This window comes from Bacillus cereus group sp. BfR-BA-01379, assembly GCF_022663605.1.
Lineage (GTDB): Bacteria > Bacillota > Bacilli > Bacillales > Bacillaceae_G > Bacillus_A > Bacillus_A mobilis.
Window position 1 is genome coordinate 1 of record NZ_JAKUFT010000089.1, and the last position, 18,257, is coordinate 18,257.

The following is an 18,257-nucleotide window of genomic DNA, read 5'->3' on the forward strand; positions in this document are numbered from 1 at the left end:
ATGCCTTGCACACCTTGAGGTCCAGTGGGCCCTTCGATTCCTTCTGGCCCTTGAAGCCCTTGCACACCTTGAGGACCAGTAGGTCCTTCGGCTCCTTCTGGTCCTTGGATGCCTTGCACACCTTGGGGTCCAGTCGGACCTGGTGGTCCAGGAACCCCCATTCCAGTCCCAGAACCAGTGGGCCCTGGTGGTCCAGGTGGTCCTTGAATGCCTTGCACACCTTGAGGTCCAGTGGGCCCTTCTGGTCCTTCCGGTCCTTGAATGCCTTCCACGCCTTGAGGCCCAGTCGCACCTGCAAGTCCTTCCGGTCCTTGAAGCCCTTGCACACCTTGAGGGCCAGTATGTCCTTCCGGTCCTTCTGGCCCTTGAATGCCTTGCACACCTTGAGGCCCAGTTGCTCCTTTAGGCCCTTGAATTCCTTTAGGCCCAGTCGCACCCGTAGGTCCAGTATTATTTAAGAGTGAACTGTTCAATATGCCTTGCAAAATTAAGTTGAATGTTTGTTGCAGAAATGGATCGGATAGATTTGAACAACTAATGAGCGAAGATAAATTTTGGAATAGAAATTGGAATAACGCAGAGATTTGAGTAAGAGATGCAGTAGGCAAAGAATTGATTAGTTGAGTGATAGTTCGTATAACTAAATTTTTATTTGGAGTATTTGGTTGTACTGCAATGATTAAATCATTTAACGCTTGTAAAGATGATTGGAGTATTTGTATAGTTGTCGGATTTGGCGTGGTAAAGAAAGAAAGGATAGCTTGATTTAATTGGTTAATTAGGGACAATAATTCTTGTTGCTGAGAAGATGAGAAGAAAACAGGTGTACAACAATTAGTTTGATCGCAAGAGGCTATAGAAATAAAACAGGGGAATTGGAATTTTTCGCACGGATCGTTTGAACTTGGATTATGTTTCATAATTACCTCCTTTTTAAAAAGTTTAATAGTAAGTACAGTTTGATAACTAATAGTTGTTTCTAGATTTAAAGTGTTTATGAGTATATGTTTTATGTGAAATATCCAGGAATGTTTTTTAAAAAGTATATGTCAACAAAATGGAGGTGTTCTTATGAGACGAGTATTATTGTAATGGTTAGATTTGGTGATCACGATAAGTTTAATTAAGTTAGGATCTAATACAGTTCCATATAGAATTTTATTTAAGATTATTCATTTTGTTTTTTTATATAATCTTCTTTGAAATATGAAATTGAAGATATGAAAAGAAATAATTAAAATGAAAAAGTTTCTAAAAGCAAGTGTACTAGATTTCAGCACTCACTGAAATAAAGAATCATAACATAATTTGTAATAACTTATATGGAAGTGAGTTGACAATAATGTTTTATTCGTATTTTTATTCTCAAGCAGGTATACGCCCAGCGTATGGTACATCCATAACGTTTAGCGGAGCACAAAGTACAGTTCAAGCTGTTCAACAAGCGTTACAAATGCAACAACAAATACAGATGCAGCAACAAGGTATCCAGCCGTATTATTCATCTACGGAGTATTTTTACCCAGTGCATCAAATCACACCGTATGGAAGTTCTTTTCTTACTATCCCATATGGAACTGTATTTAATCTATAAATGGAAAGTTTAATCAATATGGGGCGGGCATCCAAAACCGGTTATTAGCCCTCACCAAACGGTTTTTATGAGCAGCGCGGCTCCCGCCTAACTTTCTTGCAAGTGCCGAATTTTGAGGTGTGAGTCTTATTGCCCGTAAATGACGGGGACAATTGAGGGGGATGAAATTGTGTATGTATAAGCGTCAAATAGTCCTCACCTACAATTTGTAAATAACCGATGAGATAATCTCCGTACATAATACAAGTGGAGTTTTTTTGATGAGAAGATATCGATTAAAAAAAGAATGGGAATTATCTAATCATGACAAATGATGACTAGTGGCTTTGCATGAAAGGAAACATGAAGGTTTATTTACGCGAACCAGGTTAAGATTCAACAACGAAGTTCTATCTGTGGTTATATCATACAGTATGATTGTCCTATGACTATCAAATTACAAGATTAAGAGAACAGCTGAATCGTTTTTTGGCTGGTTTTTAAAGATATTTACAGCCATAATATCTTATATTTTGTTTATAATTGTAAATAGTTATTGAAATGTATAAAATTTCTTTTTTATTAATAAAAAAGAAAAAATAATGCAACTTTTTGATTTCTTTATTCGTGTTATATATGAAAGGAGGAGGGGGATGGAGATTGAAGAAATATATAAGGTTTATATAAACGATGTGTACCGGTATTTATTTTCCCTTTCTCGTAGCCATCACGTAGCGGAGGACTTGATGCAGGAGACTTTTTATAGGGCGTATCTTTATTTAGAAGACTATGAAAACCAAAAGGTAAAATCATGGCTATTTAAAGTGGCATATCATACGTTTATTGATTTTGTTAGGAAAGAGAAAAAAGTAACCTTTGTAGGAACGGAGGAATTAGAGACAATACAAGCAGGGGAATCCACAGAAGAGTATGTGGTCGCAAAAAATAGTTATGAAAAATTAATTCAGATTATTCATACTTTACCGGTGGTGGAGGCGCAAGTTATTTTATTATGTGACGTACATCAATTAACGTACGAAGAGGGTGCATCTGTATTAGATTTAAAGTTAAACACGTATAAAAGTCACATATTTCGCGGGAGAAAGAGATTAAAAGAATTGTTAAAGGAGGAAAAGAGTCAAAATGACAAATGATAAACCTCATTCTGAACAAGATGATTATAAAGAATTGTTACAAGAAGCTCTTCATCAAAAACCGGCTTCACTTCCTGATGGAAAACAGGAGCAAGTGTTGAAAATAGGTAAAAAAAGAGCACGTATTACGAATGTTTTGATTGTATTTATTTTTTTATTACTTATTCAACCAATTTTATATATATCTACACTCTTATATTATACATTAGCACCTACAAACGCAATGGAGATACGGAATGTAGTAAATCAAACGTTAAGTGTAACAGAACCAAATGTATTTTTGAAAGATAGGGACATGGAGCAAATGTTGTTACCGCTTAGTTTGCAATTGCATTTTGATTTATATAAAAGAGTAGGAAAGAAAGATATTCGAATAGGAGAAGAGAAAACAGATTATGTATTTAGTAGAGCAACGAAAGTAAGCCGTGAATATACAACAGATGAGAAAATTCCAGAAATCCCGTATATAGATAACGAAGTATTGTCTCATCCTAATAATTATAATGCGTCCTATAATAGTGGCGAAGAAGCGCAGATGTTAAAGGGTCTTCCACAAGAATCTGTTGTAGAAGCATTTGTATCTTTTAGAGAATTATTAAGTGTACAAGAGGTAACAAATATGTTTCCTACTATTGATATCGTTTGGTATGCCGTTAATACAGGGTTAGAGGAGAAGCAAATGAATGATGAGGGAATGTATGTAGCCCCGATTGGCTTCCCAGCAGATATGATTTCAAGGCCAAGTGGTGCTTTTGAAGGGGATTCACCTCATGAGGAACAATTTATTGATGTTTTAAAGTCATTACAGAAGCATGAAAATTTAGCAGTGAAGCTATCTAGAGCGAAAGTATTAGAGTTATCAAAGCGTATTTCATTCCTTGAAAAAAATGGGGTAAAAACATACGGGGTGGTTGTAACTGGGCCTAAAGTAGAAGTTGAAAAATTGATGAGCCACGAAAAAGTTAGAAAATTGAAAGTAGGTGAAGCGAGGTTATGGAATTGGCATTCTTAAAAAAAAGAAAGAATCATATTTATAAACGGGAAACATGGATGGGGACTATTTCATTAATTATTGCTTTTCTAGCGTTATTGTATTTGAACATTATATTGCTTATTCAAGAAACATTTATAGGTAAAGGTTTTTTGCAAATAGTTGGTATTGGAGTGGTGTGCTCAGTTGTAGGTATGATCACCAAAAGCAAAAGTCGAAAATATGCATTTTGGGCATGTAGTTTATTTGTTTTTATGCTGCTGTTTGCTATATTTGGATTTATGTTAGGTTGGATGATAAGTTTTGGGCCGTAAATATATGGGAAAGAGCGAATGTAGATTCGCTCTTTTTTGTATTGAAAGTAAAATAAATAAGAGAAGAATCTATCAAATTCGAATGGAGTGCACTATACATTTAGATTGTGATTTTATTGATATGTTTTCACTTACTTGTATATAAATAGGCGACAAGTATAGTTCTAAAGCAATAGCTCGTCCAAACATTACGAATCCCTCATACATAACATGTAAGGAATAAGCTTGAAAGGGGAACTAGTATGTCTTGCTATAACTACTGTAAGTATTGTAAAGAGTATAAAAAGAAACAGCATGATTGTTGTAAAAATACGAGTAAGTGTAATGACAACGAGGAGAAGCTTGTTAGGGCATCAGCATTTAGAGCTAGAAATACGGTGAATCAAACGGTTCCTGCCAATACTTTTGTAAAGGTATTGTTCCAAAATGAACAATTTGATTTAGCAAATGAGTATAATCCAGTAACGTCCATTTTTATTCCGAAGACTAGGGGAGTTTACTCTGTTATTGGAACGATTGGTTTCTTTCCAAACGATCCTAGCTTAAATTATAGAGCTCGTGTAGAAATTCGTGTGAATGGAAACGCAGCAATAGCGATAGATAATGATTTTTTTGGTCCAATAAGTTTTGGAAATGTAGTAAGTGTTTCGACGATTATTCTATTAAATGAAGGAGATCAAGTTGAGGTTTATGCGCAAAGTAGCATAGATGGAGTTTTAAGTCCTTCAGAAGATGGTTCACATTTTGAAGCTGCAAGATTTCCTTCTCCGATTAAATAAAGTCGAATATATAGAAGATAAAGAATAATCCTCACCAAAATGGTGGGGATATTTTATTCTATTGAAAATAGTAATAGTTTGTCCAAACAATTCTTATCTTTGTTACATAGTATGTAATAATAACTTTAAAGGGGGACTTACTACGTCTTATTATTACTGTAAGTATTGTAAAGATTACAAAGAGAAAAGTCATGATTGCTTTAGAAAAAATAGTCAATGTGATAGAAAGTATGTAAAAGTGAATTGTTGTGATGATAAGAAAGAAAAACTTGTAAGGGCATCAGCATTTAGAGCTGTTAATACAATGAATCAACCTGTTCCTGAAAATACTTCAGTTAAAGTATTATTTCAAAATGAACAGTTTGATTTAGCAAATGAATATAACTCAACAACATCTACTTTTATTCCGAAGACGAAAGGAGTATATAGTGTATTAGGAAATATAACGTTCTCTCCAAATGATTTTAATGTAAATTACAGAGCTAGAGTAGAAATTCGTGTGAATGGAAATCCAGCAATAGCAATAGATAATGATTTCTTTGGGACTGGGGTGTTTTTTAATAATGATGTTTCAGTAACGTCTATTCTTCAATTAGAAGCAGGAGATTCAGTTGAAGTTTTTGCTGAGAGTAGTGTTGCTGGGGTAATTGTTCAAAATGTTAATGGTTTGAATACGGTTCATTTTGAAGCTGCAAGATTTCCTTCTCCAATTAAATAACGAATAGAATAAAATACTTTTCAGTAGATTTTGTTAATCCCCTTTACCAAATGGTGGGGGATTATTATTGTTTTTCTAAAATATATAAGTAAATAGGTTAAAAATAGTTTGTTTCAGGAGAATTTCACATGCTAGGATGTAAGGTTGAAAGTGCCAGCATATTATGAGTTTTAGATCTTCTACAGATAATAAAAGAGTTCAATGAAACATGTAACATGGTTGTGAAATTTCTTTTGCATTACATTTGCTAGTCGTCTTATGTAATAGAAAAGACAACTTAATTTATTAATACATTAAAAGCCGTATAATTACGGGCTTTTTCTTTACTATATAGAAATTACATATTTAACATAGGTATATGTAGGTATTACTATTCTATGGAAAGGAATAACATTAAGGCGATTACACTATATAAAAATAAAATAAACCCTAAGATGAGTAGTATTGGATGCAACTTGAACATATTTGACCTCCTTAATTATATAAAGATTTTAATACATCTATGGTCAATTTAGAAGGGAAATGTTCTAGATGAATCAAGTTTGAATAAATATACTAATGTAACAGAGGGGTGAAAGTATAATCAATAAAGGAGTATTGTTGGGGACACCTTGAGTAGATTGTTTATAGAGAACAGGTGGGTTTACCATTCATGAAATATAAAAGTGAACAGATTTAAATATACAGGATGAGGGAGAAATAAAAAAAAGAGCATACACAAACGGTACGCTCTAAAGAAAGATAGGTTTTATGAGTGGATAATCTCCATACGATAATATATGCTCGATTAATAAAAACGTGTAAAAAATCAATAGATTATCAATGGAATAACATGAAATGAGTAATTTTTGTCTATTACTAAATTTGTCTAACTAACAAAGTTATAAGGGGTGTGAATAGAACAGATTAACAACTGGATAATGATCGTATTTCAGTTTCGTATTTCTTGTAGTTTGGATATTGCGTAATAGTTTGACATTTAGGTGTGGAAAGTTGATTAATTATAGAAACATTTGTAATTACTTCGTTACAAGGACCGAAAAATGTAATTTTCAGTTTTGAATTTGGAGGTACTTTGACCACGATAGGTTTTTTTTTCATGAAATCATCTCCTCATATGCAGTATTGTATACTGCGCTTTTTCGTTCAGATTATAAAGGCGTATTAATATAATATGAAATTTTAGTCGTGTTGATAATGATATGGGGTTTTAAGGCGTGGTAAGAATGCGGAGAATGCATTGAAAACAGAGAATGTTCTATAAAATGTTTAATCGATATAATAGGTAAAAGTAAAAAATAAGTAATTTATCTAATACACTTTTTTCCTTGATACATATAATAATAGTAAGAATTGTATTAGGAGGTAATGAAAGAGTGCAAGAAAATGTACAAGCTCAGCTTTCACCACCGTGGATCACATATTTCAATGAGTTAAAAAATTCAATTGGTGCTGATCCAACTATTTCAGTTGGTCCGCTAATTCCAGTTGGCGGGAATTATATTATTTTAGTGCATGCGTTAAGTAATGAAAAAGCGATAGCGTTAGCAACGCTTCTAAAATCTTTTGTAGAATTTGGGAATGTAAGTGTAACAGTTATTGTAACGAATAATGAAAATAACATTGTAAATCCACTTCCATGTCCACTAGATGCATTTGAAATTGCTCATTTGTTTCAAGTGGCGCTAGAAAATAATCCTTATTTTGAACAAGTTGTTGTACAGCCGCAGCTTCCTGGTGGATCAAATGTTGTCTTTCCAGTTTTTGCAGCGCAAGTGATTCAATTTTTTAACGATGATATTTCAAATTTATGTCAAACATTTACTGGTGTTGCTGCAAATGTATTTCATGATGTAATGAACGATGACGTTTGTGATATCCCAATTTTATTCTCCACAAGCTGTGTTACGAGCAGTGAGAGTGCACAATTACAAAATACAGATCTAACACCAAAATTGTTTTACTAGATTGTAAGTAGACATTTTCTTTATTAGAAAATGTCTTTTTTGTATGCATTAACGTTACTTTGTGTAGCTAATTGCGGATGATGGCTGAAATTTCTACTGATAAATATATAGCGTGTAAAGATAGTATATTTGATGTGAAAATATATAAGAAATGAAAGATAAATCATTTTCGATAATATAGAGTAAACATAAGAAATACAGAAAGTTAGCTGTTATACATATGTTTATTAGTCTAAAGAAGATTAATACCGATGAGTAGTAATAGAAAGAACGTTTCTAATACTAGATTGAATAACCAATATTATTTACTAATGGATGTTAGTATATATTTCAAATTTGTGAATGAACTGTATGAAATATAAATAAAATTAATGGAAGTCTAATTAATAGATTATAATTTTTGAAAAATAATATAGATTCTCCTTATTTATATTATAGATAGCTAGTATTAGGCATAAGGAGATTTCAATAAAGCTAGCTTTGAATATGATAATAAAAAGGGGATGAATTGTATTGGGGTATATTATCGATATTTCAAAATGGGATGGAACGATTAATTGGGATATTGCAGCATCGCAGCTAGATTTAGTTATTGCTAGAGTTCAAGATGGATCGAATACGGTAGATTTTATGTATCAAAATTATGTGACTGAAATGAAAAAACGCAGTATTCCATTTGGGAATTATGCATTTTGTCGCTTCATTTCTATTGCTGATGCAAGGAAAGAGGCACAAGATTTTTGGAATCGCGGAGATAAATCTGCTAAGTTTTGGGTGGTGGATGTAGAAATTCAAACGATGATGGATATGCAAGGGGGGACACAAGCCTTTATAGATGAATTACGCCGTTTAGGTGCGAAAAAAATAGGACTATATGTGGGGCATCACACGTATGTATCATTTGGAGCACGTAATATTGAAGTTGATTTTGTGTGGATTCCTCGTTATGGTGGGAATAAGCCAGCATATCCTTGTGATATTTGGCAATATACTGATTCAGGAAATGTTCCTGGTATTGGGAAATGTGATTTGAATCAATTAATAGGAAATAAGTCGCTTTCTTGGTTTATAGGCTCAGATCAAGTAAATCAATATATTCTATCTGACAAAGAGGATACACAGCAACCAAATGGTATTGGTATTGCGATTTCAAAATATGATGATGGATATGGTATAAACGTATATGAAAATCCTGCGAATCCTCAGTTTACAGGTACAATCACTCAAAAAACGCCATATTTAGTCTTACATGGTTATTGGGGAGGCGCGGATAAAGATATGATTTGCTTAGGCAATGATAAACAGTGGGTATTTGTAAAACATTTTGATGTGCAATGGTTTTATGCAGTTTCAAAATATCCTGTTGGGTATGGAGTAAACTATTATGCAGAGCCTGAATGTATAAATTATAAAGGTAATATTGATGGGTCAAAATCTTTTCGTGTGTGGGGCAGAGCCAAAAATGCGGTAGATATCGGGCAAAATAATTGGATACTGAAAGAACATTTAAATATTAAGTACCTATAAGTAAATAAATGTTTTATGTATTGAAAAAAGAACAAGATACATAGTTTATTCAAATGAAATGAATTACATGTGGAAAACACATTGTTAACACAAGTACATTGTATAGTTATTCTTATATAATAATAAAAGTGAGGTATTTTGAATTGAAAAAGAAAAAGCTATTTTTAGGAACAATTATTTCATGCGTAGTACTGGCATTATCGGCATGTGGTTCCTCAGGCAATGTAGTAACATCAAAAGTAGGAAATGTTACAGAGAAAGAGTTAAGTAAAGAATTAAGACAAAAATATGGGGAAAGTACTTTATACCAAATGGTGTTAAGTAAGGCGTTACTAGATAAATATAAAGTTTCAGATGAGGAAGCAAAAAAACAAGTAGAAGAAGCAAAAGATAAAATGGGTGACAACTTCAAAGCGACTTTAGAGCAAATTGGATTGAAAAATGAAGATGAATTAAAAGAAAAAATGAAGCCGGAAATCGCATTTGAAAAAGCGATTAAAGCGACTGTCACAGAAAAAGATGTAAAAGATAATTATAAACCAGAGATTAAGGTAAGTCACATTTTAGTGAAAGATGAAAAAACTGCTAAAGAAGTGAAAGAGAAAGTAAATAGTGGTGAAGATTTTGCAGCTTTAGCGAAGCAATACTCAGAGGATCCTGGTTCAAAAGAACAAGGCGGAGAAATAACTGGTTTTGCTCCAGGACAAACGGTGAAAGAATTTGAGGAAGCTGCATATAAATTAGATGCAGGACACGTAAGTGAGCCAGTAAAAACAACTTATGGTTACCATATTATTAAAGTGACAGATAAAAAAGAATTGAAGCCATTTGATGAAGTAAAAGACCAAATTCGTAAAGATTTAGAACAGCAAAGACTACAAGATACGACTGGTAAATGGAAACAACAAGTAGTCAATGATTTACTGAAAGATGCTGATATTAAGGTGAACGATAAAGACTTTAAAAATACATTTGAATTTCTAGAAAAGAAATAATGACTGTAATTAGAAAAAGGGAACCTTTATAGGTTCCCTTTTTCTAATTAGTGTGTGAGTTATAAATAGATAGTAAGACAATACAATATTACATTTAAATATTAAGAATTACAATGGGAATTTATGTAATTTTTAAAGTTGGAATGATCAATGCTTCATAGAATATTGATATTATAATGTTTCATTTGCTTAATTTCATTAAATATAAAGCTAATTTATTAATCTTCTCCCACTATTTGCAGGCAATCTGATTGGTGTAGGCTAATTATTAGTCGAGAATGAACAAAATCCTAATTGATATAAATTTTACTTTATTGAAGCGGATAAACATAATTTGCAGAATAAAACATATAATATTATTGAAAAAATATTGATTCTAAATGAAGTGAAAAGCAGAGCATTCTACTAAAAAAGGATGTTCTTTTTAGTATGAAATTTTTAGGATAAAGAAAGAATGCTTTTAAACAAATTATTTAATAGATAAATATATTACGTAGGAGGAGAAAATATGAAAGTAATTTTTCAAAGAGAAGATGGAGGGAAGATTTTTGAATCATATGATGAAGAGATAAGTAACTTATTAGCTATTTTAAAGGAAACGAAAGGGATTAAGATTGGGATGGTTGAGTATGAAGTATTAAAGTACGAATTAGAGTATTTTCGCAACCCAAAAAAAGCAGAAACAGAGAGGGAGCTACATATAATATTACAACCAAAATATATTTAATAATTAGGGGCAATTATTTATAAATAGTTTTATACAGTATGTACAAAAAGAGAGCGTTTACATTCCTCTCTTTTCATAGAAATTCATAAGGAACGAATTGTGGTCCGTTATAAATTCCCTAAATTTTGTGAGTTCGTTCTTTATAATATATGCTTTCATTTATAGTTGGTTAATAAACTTGAAAAATTAAAACTTTTTAGTTTAGGCAGGGATTTTATATTCGAGTAGATAAATATTCATATAAAGTACATTGTATACGAATATTAGGAGAGTAAAAATGAGTTTAGCAAGTTATATAGGCTGCAATGTAGAAATTCCGTTAACGGATCCAGATTCGAATGATGTAATTATTTTTGGACCGTGTTTTTCAGACGAAAGAATGCTTGAAATTGTACAAGAGTTTCAATTCCAAACAAGTTACACGCATGAGGTTTCAATGAGTTGGGGCATTGAACTTTATGAGTGTAAAACTGAAAAGGAGAAGAAAGAAGCTAAAAAAAGCTATTAGCTTTATGATCGATTATGGAAGGATATTTAAATGAGGGTGACTATTTTGAATTATTCAGTTGCTGGGTTGGTTATGAAGATAAGGAACGAGTGGGGGAATAAAAATTAAAAATAAACCATTTTAAAATTGATGAAATTTCGATTCCCAAAAGAACACTTGTCAGGATAGAAAAATAAATATAGAAATATACATTATAAGAAAAAAGCGACTTCATTTTATATGAAGTCGCTTTTTTAGTAAATATGTGAACTTCCTATTAAATAGGAAGTGAAAAAATCATTTGATGAAGAAAATCAATGATGGATATATGTATAAGAAAATGATTTAAATTATTTTTTGTTAAAAATAAAATTATTTCTCTTCTCAAAAGAATATATGTTCGTGTATAATTAGAACGAGTGTTCCGTTTAATGCAGCTACTATATGAATTAGAAGTAAAGTGAAACGTTAATCAGTGAGGTGCTTATTGTCCATTGACTATTAGCTTTCACCAATTCGGTGTTTACGGGCAGTTAGTTTTCGACTTATATACCTCACATGTGCCGAATTTTGAGGTGGGAGCTTTACTACTTGTTAATGCGTGAGAAATATGAGCCAAGCAATTATGAAAGAATAATCAAGGAATAATATATGTGAAATAGAATGGATAAATGATCAAGGAGATAAAAAAATGAATGATGTAAAGGTGCAGAAAATAGACAGAGAATGGGTTCCATTTACAGTAATGTCGGAACAGTTGTTAAGTATGAGAAAGATTGTTGGAGAGAAGTTTAAAGTACAAAAACCGCTCTTAACAAAAGAAGCAAAAGAGAGAATTTCTGATAAATTATTAACGTCATTATTGTCGGATAAAGAAATATTGGTGACATATTTTGAAGGTGGCTACATACTTACAAGCTATATGACAGTTGTGCATATAAACCCGCTAAAGTGCATTGTAATATGTACGGACGCATTTTATAAAACTTATGTATTTAATACTTCGGATATTATTGAAATAACGTAAAGGAAGCTGAAATAAAATTTTAGCTTTTTATTTTTGTTAGATGTGGAGCAGAAAAAATGAAACGAAAAAGCAGCTAGCTTCATACTAGCTGCTAAGCCCCAGGGAAAGGGAGAAAAAGATAGGGTACTCCAAAAATCAATAATAGCTGTGTAACAGCCTGATTATAGTATAGACAAATTTATTATTCCTAAACAGTACGATGTAAAAAATAGGACTACGCTGTACCTACCTGGTTTTGATCTGCAAGGTCAGAATCAAACGTATTAGTCGCGCTCACACCATTAAAAGTATTAACAACAAAACCAACGTTTGAAGCACCAGATCCATTATAAGCCTTCGTATTTTCTTTCGGAGAAACGTTGTAGAAATCGCCTAAATTAAATGAACCGTTACTATTTTGTACAACTAAATTCCCTACAACTGAGGGCATAGTTTTCACCCGCTTTACAATCATTTGTTAATACTAATATATGGCCTTATAGTCCAAATGGTTCATGTAACAAAAATCGTGGAATAGTAAAACGTTTGAAGTGTAGCTTAATCCTGCAATAAAAGTATGTTAAAATTAATGTAAGGTCGATTAATTTTTTTAAAAAATTGTATAATTAATATATATGAAATAAAAGGAGGCAAAATGTAATGAATAATGTTATAAAAAAAGTAGATTTAACAGATGCAAAATCAAGTAATCTTGTTGCACTTATTTATAGCAATGAAGTTATATTGGTTGAAGAAGCATTTTGTCCAAATGAAATAAAATTAAAGTTTAATGAAATTGCAATTTTATCGGCTATTAAAACAGCACATATAATGAAAGTATCGATCAGAAAAGAACTGGAAGCAATTTTTCATGATACTGGTGTTTTATTTGTGAAGCATAGTGTTGATTATGGAAATAGTCAATCTATCACTATGCATTTTGAACAATTCAAAAAGTTGCAAAATGAGATTGAGAATTTAAACAAAAGTAGGTAATCTAGGTGTAGATTATATGTATCGGTGTAAGAAATACGGGAAAAAGAAGCTGAAATATAAAAGCAATAACGAAATAAATAATGATTTTTTTGATATATAAGCAAGAGTAACTGTTATGGTTACTCTTTTTGTTTACATAAAAACTCCTTCTAAAGTATGAAATAAGTTGATACTTTAGTAAATGGCTGAATGAAAAGGAAGAGTATAAAATGTTGTAAAGGAGGAGAGATATTTGAAGCGAAACGAAATTGGAAAAATTGTAATGATTACAGGAGTGACGCAAGGGTTAGGTCGTGCAATGGTTGATCGATTTCATGAATTGGGATGGACTATATATGGCTGTGGGCGTTCAAAAGATAAAATTGAAGAATTGAAAAATTATTACGGTAATATACATGATTTTCAAATAATTGATGTTTCAGACTCCCAGCAAGTAAGTAGTTGGGCAAATTATATACTGCATAGACATAGAGCACCTGATTTGTTAATAAATAATGCATCAATTGTTAATAAAAATGCGCCACTGTGGAAAGTAACAGCTCAAGAATTCGAAAATGTAATGAATATAAACGTAAATGGTGTAGTAAATGTAATTAGGGCATTTGTCCCAGCGATGGTAGCTAGGAAAGAAGGAATGATTATTAATATGAGTTCTAGTTGGGGCCGAGAAGGAGAAGCTGAGCTGGCGCCATATTGTGCCTCAAAGTTTGCAATTGAAGGTATCACGAAATCTATGGCACTTGAGTTACCTAATGGTATGGCTGTTATTGCTTTAGATCCAGGCGGGAGCATAAGCACTCCAATGCTGTATTCATGTGCACCACAGTATGTAAATGAATCACCCACACCTGAAATGTGGTCACGTAATGCGATTAAATATATATTAAATATAACAATAGATAAAAATGGATCTTCATTGACATGCCCAGAATGTATGTAAATATACATTGAATTAGCATATTTTCAGTGATACACACTTTGTATAAAAAAGTACCTTTAAGGTGCTTTTTTGTATTTTTAACACATTATAGAATGCACAAAATTACATGTAGAAAATAAACATGAGAAAGAGGATGCAATTTATGTATTTCGAAAGCAATAGAAAATTTCTAAATAGGTGATAAGAATGAATCCAAGCAGTTTAAAAGTGACGGGAGCATGGTATCAAGTAGGTGGAAATCTTACGACGGCTATTGGGGCGACAAGAGGATTTATTGGAGAAGAGAAAGTTGAATCAGATCTTGTAATTGTAGGAAGCTCATTACAAGCCCTCGGGTATATATTACAAATTATAGCGAGTAATGATACCGAAGATGAAGGCGAAAGAGAAAAGCAAAATATATGTTTGGAGAATAAAAGTGAAATGCTCGATAAAATGGGCATTGAGTTATTAGCGTTAGGGAATATATCAAATGTAATAGGAACATATTTTAATATAAATGAACAATCGAAAGAGAATGATTATCTTATTATTGTCGGGAACAGTTTACAATCGATAGGTGCTTTTTTAGGAGTAGAAGCAGCTTTGCTTCAGATGAAAGCGATACAAAGAATTATAATACTAGGAAATTCTTTGCAAAGTTTAGGTGCTGGACTTCAAGCGTATCAAGGTATTATGAATATATCAAAGAACGAAATAGAACATGAATACATTATGGTTGATAAGAAGAATGAGAAGATAATAGCACTCATTGGTGTTTGGATACAAGCGATAGGTACTGTTATTTCTGCGATTGGATTAACTATCATAGAGAAAGAAGAAAGGGTAGAAAAAAATAAAAATATGAAATTATTCATGTAAAGGAGGTATGTGAAATTTCAATTTTACATAAGTAGAAAAGTTGAAGTAGTAGGTTTTTTTGCATTAGAATAGAATATATAACAGTAGAACAGTTATTAGATGAAATACAAAGATAATTGGTTTTATTAGTGTATGAAGAAAGATAAAAAATACAAAACGAGGAGTTTTCAAGAGATGATGTATTTATTGGCAATTCTTCTTCCGCCTGTAGCCGTATTATTTTGCGGCAAACCATTTCAAGCGATAATTAACTTCATATTAACATTAATATTTTGGGTTCCAGGAGTTATACATGCGATATTAGTTGTACATGATAAAAAAGCAGATCAGCGTTTAAGAAAACAAATTCGAGCATATGATGAAATGAATAAGAGGGATAGAAGATAGCTAAATTAGGAAATGAAAAAAGAAAGGGGGACTACCGCCTTTCTTTTTTCATTCTATTTAAGTTTAAATTTTAGTATAGCGGTAAGAATTTTTAATATAAGTATTGTGATAATTAGTTTTAGATTGTGCGCTTAATAAACCGGTGTAAATGTTTTCAGGAACGTTAAAGAAATCATACATTCCATTCTTTAATTGAATACGTAAAATCATAGAAAAAGGATTATAGCCAACAGCAACTATATTTTTTGAAATCACGGGAGATAGCTTCATCATTACGGAACTCCTCACTTTTCATTTTTAATAATTTCTTGTAGATATTGGGGTTCTGGTGTTGAAATCCTTATAATTAAAGAGGTATTATATTTATATACAATATATTAAATGTTCGTTATACGTAATTATAAGGAAGTTCACACGAAGTACATATCGTTGTGCTATTTTTATTTCACCTTTGATTTATAAATAAGAAAATATTGACCATTTGAAAAAAAGGTATATTATTTATACGAGGTATTAAAAATTCACTTTTTACATTCTATGCTTAAAGGGGCAGCATTATTAGGAAAAATAGAAGTGAAAATAGTTTGTATAAGAAGTATTCTAAAATTTATAATCTGTGAATTAGGAAAATATTGAATGCTCCAGGTCAATATACTTTCTTAATTAAATTCAGTTTAGAAAGTGACCTCAATATTTTTAAGTAAATCAACGGGAGAATTGAAAGGCAGGAGAAAGTAACATGTCAGAAAATTATCGTTCTCGAGAGGAGCGACGACAAGTTAAAAAGAAAAAACAGCCAGCTTCTAAAACACAAAAACCAAAAGGGAAAACATCATTTTTTCGTAAGTTTTTAATTACTTGTTTATTACTTGGTATTGTTGGTTTAGTGGCGGGGGTTGCTACCTTCTTCGTAATGATTAAGGACGCACCAAAACTTGAGAAAGCAAAACTTGTTAATCCGTTATCCTCAAAAATTTATGATAAAAATGGCGATTTGGTATATGAATACGGGAAAGAGAAACGGACGAATGTTACGTATGATCAAATACCTAAATTAGTAGAAAATGCATTTTTAGCAACTGAAGATGCACGTTTTTATGAGCATAGCGGAGTAGACTTCAAAGGTACTGCCCGTGCTGTTTTGGTGAGTCTTAAAGGAGATTACGGTTCACAAGGTGGAAGTACAATAACGCAGCAGGTTATTAAAAACTACTTCTTATCGATGGAAAAAACATCAAAACGTAAGGTTCAGGAAATATATTTAGCGTATAAGCTAGAACAACAATATTCAAAACATGAAATTTTGGAAATGTATTTAAATAAAATTAACTTAGGAAACCGTTCATATGGAATCGCAACAGCAGCACAAAACTACTATGGTAAAGAATTAAAAGAGCTAACATTACCAGAAGTTGCGATGCTTGCCGGTTTACCGAAAGCACCGAATAACTATGATCCATCGAAACCAGAAAACGTTCAAAGGGCCACAGAAAGAAGAAATGTTGTACTAGGGTTAATGAATCGACATGGTTATATTACAAAGGCAGAGATGGAAGAAGCATCGAAAGTACCAGTGGATAAAGATATTAAGAGTGCAGGTGAGCTACAGGCAATGCCATATCCTGCATTTATGGATGCGGTTGTGAAAGAAGTTGAAAAAGAATTGCCAGATGCTAATATTGGATCTGACGGTTTAGAAATTCATACAACATTGGATCCAGATGCACAGAAATTAGCTGAAAATATTTTAAATACAAATATTGTTAATTATCCAAATGATAAATTCCAAGGTGCTTTCACATTTATGGATACGAAAACAGGTGAGGTTCGTGCTATAGGTAGTGGGCGTGGTGAAAATAAAGCAGTATTTAAAGGGCATAATATGGCAATTGAATTAGATCGTGCAGCTGGTTCAACGATGAAGCCAATCTTTGATTACGGTCCTGCAATTGAATACTTAAAATGGGCAACCTATCATCAAATTGATGATTCTCCATTTAAATATTCAACGGGACAAGAACTTCGAAATGCAGACAGAAGTCATTTAGGCCCAATTACTATGCGTGAAGCGTTAAAAATGTCACGTAACGTTCCAGCAGTTAAAACTGCAAAAGAAGTAGGACTGAATAAATCAAAGGAGTTCTCTGAGAAATTAGGTATTACATTTAATAAACCGCCGGCAGAATCTACAGCTATAGGTACAAATGAAGTATCACCAACTGAAATAGCTGGTGCTTATGCGACATTTGGTAATGGTGGAAAGTATGCAAAACCGCATTTTGTTAAGAAAGTAGTTTATCCAGACGGCAAGTCACAAAGTTTTGAGCAAAAACCAAAACAAGTTATAGCTGACTCTACAGCATATATGATTACTGATATGCTTCGTTCAGTGGTAACATCAGGTACTGGTACAGCAGCAAATATAAGTTCTTTAGATGTAGCTGGTAAAACAGGTACAACAAACTATGATTCAAGACAACTCGCGAAATATAACATTCCAGAAAGTGCGACTCGTGATAGTTGGTTTGCAGGTTATACACCGCAATATACGATGGCGGTATGGACTGGATATATGAAAGATGGTAAAGACGAGTATATTAGTAGTAAAAATACGAAAATTGCACAGTTGATCTTTAAAGAAATGATGAGTGAGTTTGCTACTGACAAATCACGCTTTAAAATGCCAAGTACTGTTATTCAGGAAGGTAATGAGTTACGAATAAAAGGGGAAAAACGAGATTCTTCTCCAAATACGAGTGTACAGGATACAACAGAACAACCTAAACAAGATCAACAACAAAAGACTGAAGAAGAGAAAAAGCAAGAAGAATTAAA

General features: G+C 32.4%; 21 protein-coding genes. 17 read left to right on the forward strand and 4 right to left on the reverse strand.

The genetic code is table 11. From position 1 onward, the window contains the following. The coding region (locus MR113_RS23730; protein ID WP_242257084.1) for a collagen-like repeat preface domain-containing protein at positions 1-920 on the reverse strand (920 nt) is incomplete at its 3' end. Between the two features lie 422 nt (positions 921-1,342). On the opposite strand from MR113_RS23730, the gene MR113_RS23735 reads away from it, so the two are divergent. From MR113_RS23735 to MR113_RS23760, 6 genes are all read left to right on the forward strand, one after another. After that, positions 1,343-1,594, forward strand: a complete 252-nt coding sequence (locus tag MR113_RS23735) for a DUF3947 family protein (protein WP_242257085.1) — start codon at positions 1,343-1,345, stop codon at positions 1,592-1,594. Between the two features lie 632 nt (positions 1,595-2,226). Further along, a complete protein-coding gene (locus MR113_RS23740; RefSeq protein WP_063262826.1) occupies positions 2,227-2,727 on the forward strand; it encodes a sigma-70 family RNA polymerase sigma factor in 501 nt (166 codons plus the stop codon). Next, positions 2,717-3,739, forward strand: coding sequence for an anti-sigma factor (locus tag MR113_RS23745; protein WP_242257086.1), 1,023 nt, complete (start codon positions 2,717-2,719; stop codon positions 3,737-3,739). Before MR113_RS23740 ends, MR113_RS23745 begins: the two co-directional genes overlap by 11 nt. Then, positions 3,721-4,032 carry a hypothetical protein gene (locus tag MR113_RS23750; RefSeq protein WP_242257087.1) on the forward strand — a complete coding sequence of 104 codons (312 nt, stop codon included), beginning with the start codon at positions 3,721-3,723 and terminating at the stop codon, positions 4,030-4,032. Before MR113_RS23745 ends, MR113_RS23750 begins: the two co-directional genes overlap by 19 nt. A gap of 242 nt (positions 4,033-4,274) precedes the next feature. Continuing rightward, on the forward strand, positions 4,275-4,811 hold the full coding sequence (locus MR113_RS23755; protein ID WP_242257088.1) for a C1q-like domain-containing protein: 537 nt from the start codon (positions 4,275-4,277) through the stop codon (positions 4,809-4,811). Positions 4,812-4,917: 106 nt separating this feature from the next. Continuing rightward, complete coding sequence (locus tag MR113_RS23760) at positions 4,918-5,529, forward strand: hypothetical protein (protein WP_242257099.1); 612 nt, start codon at positions 4,918-4,920, stop codon at positions 5,527-5,529. A gap of 906 nt (positions 5,530-6,435) precedes the next feature. Here MR113_RS23760 and MR113_RS23765 read toward each other — a convergent pair. Then, positions 6,436-6,630, reverse strand: coding sequence for a hypothetical protein (locus MR113_RS23765; RefSeq protein WP_097907479.1), 195 nt, complete (start codon positions 6,628-6,630; stop codon positions 6,436-6,438). Between the two features lie 275 nt (positions 6,631-6,905). Between MR113_RS23765 and MR113_RS23770 the strand changes: the two genes are divergently transcribed. The 6 genes from MR113_RS23770 to MR113_RS23795 all read left to right on the forward strand — a co-directional run bounded on the left by MR113_RS23770 (position 6,906) and on the right by MR113_RS23795 (position 12,259). Further along, positions 6,906-7,496 (forward strand): hypothetical protein, encoded by a 591-nt coding sequence (locus tag MR113_RS23770; protein ID WP_242257089.1) that lies wholly within the window; start codon positions 6,906-6,908, stop codon positions 7,494-7,496. A gap of 513 nt (positions 7,497-8,009) precedes the next feature. After that, a complete protein-coding gene (locus MR113_RS23775) occupies positions 8,010-9,023 on the forward strand; it encodes a glycoside hydrolase family 25 protein (protein WP_242257090.1) in 1,014 nt (337 codons plus the stop codon). Between the two features lie 143 nt (positions 9,024-9,166). Beyond that, positions 9,167-10,018 carry a peptidylprolyl isomerase PrsA gene (locus MR113_RS23780; RefSeq protein WP_242257091.1) on the forward strand — a complete coding sequence of 284 codons (852 nt, stop codon included), beginning with the start codon at positions 9,167-9,169 and terminating at the stop codon, positions 10,016-10,018. Positions 10,019-10,526: 508 nt separating this feature from the next. Beyond that, complete coding sequence (locus MR113_RS23785) at positions 10,527-10,745, forward strand: hypothetical protein (RefSeq protein ID WP_242257092.1); 219 nt, start codon at positions 10,527-10,529, stop codon at positions 10,743-10,745. Between the two features lie 277 nt (positions 10,746-11,022). Continuing rightward, the gene (locus tag MR113_RS23790) at positions 11,023-11,253 is read left to right on the forward strand and encodes a KH domain-containing protein (RefSeq protein ID WP_242257093.1); all 231 of its coding nucleotides are present in this window, start codon (positions 11,023-11,025) and stop codon (positions 11,251-11,253) included. 670 nt (positions 11,254-11,923) lie between these two features. Then, positions 11,924-12,259, forward strand: a complete 336-nt coding sequence (locus MR113_RS23795) for a YolD-like family protein (RefSeq protein ID WP_242257094.1) — start codon at positions 11,924-11,926, stop codon at positions 12,257-12,259. 214 nt (positions 12,260-12,473) lie between these two features. Here the strand turns inward: MR113_RS23795 and gerPF are convergent, their stop codons facing one another. Further along, entirely contained in the window at positions 12,474-12,689 is a 216-nt protein-coding gene (gene gerPF / locus MR113_RS23800) for a spore germination protein GerPF (protein ID WP_001141565.1), read from the reverse strand. Positions 12,690-12,898: 209 nt separating this feature from the next. Between gerPF and MR113_RS23805 the strand changes: the two genes are divergently transcribed. The 4 genes from MR113_RS23805 (at position 12,899) to MR113_RS23820 (ending at position 15,422) form a co-directional block, all read left to right on the forward strand. Further along, a complete protein-coding gene (locus MR113_RS23805; protein WP_073518359.1) occupies positions 12,899-13,234 on the forward strand; it encodes a hypothetical protein in 336 nt (111 codons plus the stop codon). Positions 13,235-13,466: 232 nt separating this feature from the next. Continuing rightward, on the forward strand, positions 13,467-14,174 hold the full coding sequence (locus MR113_RS23810; protein ID WP_242257095.1) for an SDR family oxidoreductase: 708 nt from the start codon (positions 13,467-13,469) through the stop codon (positions 14,172-14,174). A gap of 186 nt (positions 14,175-14,360) precedes the next feature. Further along, positions 14,361-15,035 (forward strand): DUF6944 family repetitive protein, encoded by a 675-nt coding sequence (locus MR113_RS23815; protein ID WP_242257096.1) that lies wholly within the window; start codon positions 14,361-14,363, stop codon positions 15,033-15,035. 174 nt (positions 15,036-15,209) lie between these two features. Then, the gene (locus tag MR113_RS23820; RefSeq protein ID WP_242257097.1) at positions 15,210-15,422 is read left to right on the forward strand and encodes a YqaE/Pmp3 family membrane protein; all 213 of its coding nucleotides are present in this window, start codon (positions 15,210-15,212) and stop codon (positions 15,420-15,422) included. A 63-nt stretch (positions 15,423-15,485) separates the two neighbouring features. Here MR113_RS23820 and MR113_RS23825 read toward each other — a convergent pair whose 3' ends face one another. Next, a complete protein-coding gene (locus MR113_RS23825) occupies positions 15,486-15,695 on the reverse strand; it encodes a KTSC domain-containing protein (RefSeq protein WP_131933606.1) in 210 nt (69 codons plus the stop codon). Between the two features lie 466 nt (positions 15,696-16,161). On the opposite strand from MR113_RS23825, the gene MR113_RS23830 reads away from it, so the two are divergent. Then, a partial coding sequence (locus MR113_RS23830; RefSeq protein ID WP_242257098.1) for a transglycosylase domain-containing protein occupies positions 16,162-18,257 on the forward strand: 2,096 nt, incomplete at its 3' end.

Coding starts and splice junctions, on each gene's coding strand:
- MR113_RS23735 (WP_242257085.1), top strand. CDS start 1,343: ATGTTTTATTCGTATTTTTATTCTCAAGCAGGTATACGCCCAGCGTAT.
- MR113_RS23740 (WP_063262826.1), top strand. CDS start 2,227: ATGGAGATTGAAGAAATATATAAGGTTTATATAAACGATGTGTACCGG.
- MR113_RS23745 (WP_242257086.1), top strand. CDS start 2,717: ATGACAAATGATAAACCTCATTCTGAACAAGATGATTATAAAGAATTG.
- MR113_RS23750 (WP_242257087.1), top strand. CDS start 3,721: ATGGAATTGGCATTCTTAAAAAAAAGAAAGAATCATATTTATAAACGG.
- MR113_RS23755 (WP_242257088.1), top strand. CDS start 4,275: ATGTCTTGCTATAACTACTGTAAGTATTGTAAAGAGTATAAAAAGAAA.
- MR113_RS23765 (WP_097907479.1), bottom strand. CDS start 6,630: ATGAAAAAAAAACCTATCGTGGTCAAAGTACCTCCAAATTCAAAACTG.
- MR113_RS23785 (WP_242257092.1), top strand. CDS start 10,527: ATGAAAGTAATTTTTCAAAGAGAAGATGGAGGGAAGATTTTTGAATCA.
- MR113_RS23790 (WP_242257093.1), top strand. CDS start 11,023: ATGAGTTTAGCAAGTTATATAGGCTGCAATGTAGAAATTCCGTTAACG.
- MR113_RS23795 (WP_242257094.1), top strand. CDS start 11,924: ATGAATGATGTAAAGGTGCAGAAAATAGACAGAGAATGGGTTCCATTT.
- gerPF (WP_001141565.1), bottom strand. CDS start 12,689: ATGCCCTCAGTTGTAGGGAATTTAGTTGTACAAAATAGTAACGGTTCA.
- MR113_RS23805 (WP_073518359.1), top strand. CDS start 12,899: ATGAATAATGTTATAAAAAAAGTAGATTTAACAGATGCAAAATCAAGT.
- MR113_RS23815 (WP_242257096.1), top strand. CDS start 14,361: ATGAATCCAAGCAGTTTAAAAGTGACGGGAGCATGGTATCAAGTAGGT.
- MR113_RS23820 (WP_242257097.1), top strand. CDS start 15,210: ATGATGTATTTATTGGCAATTCTTCTTCCGCCTGTAGCCGTATTATTT.
- MR113_RS23825 (WP_131933606.1), bottom strand. CDS start 15,695: ATGATGAAGCTATCTCCCGTGATTTCAAAAAATATAGTTGCTGTTGGC.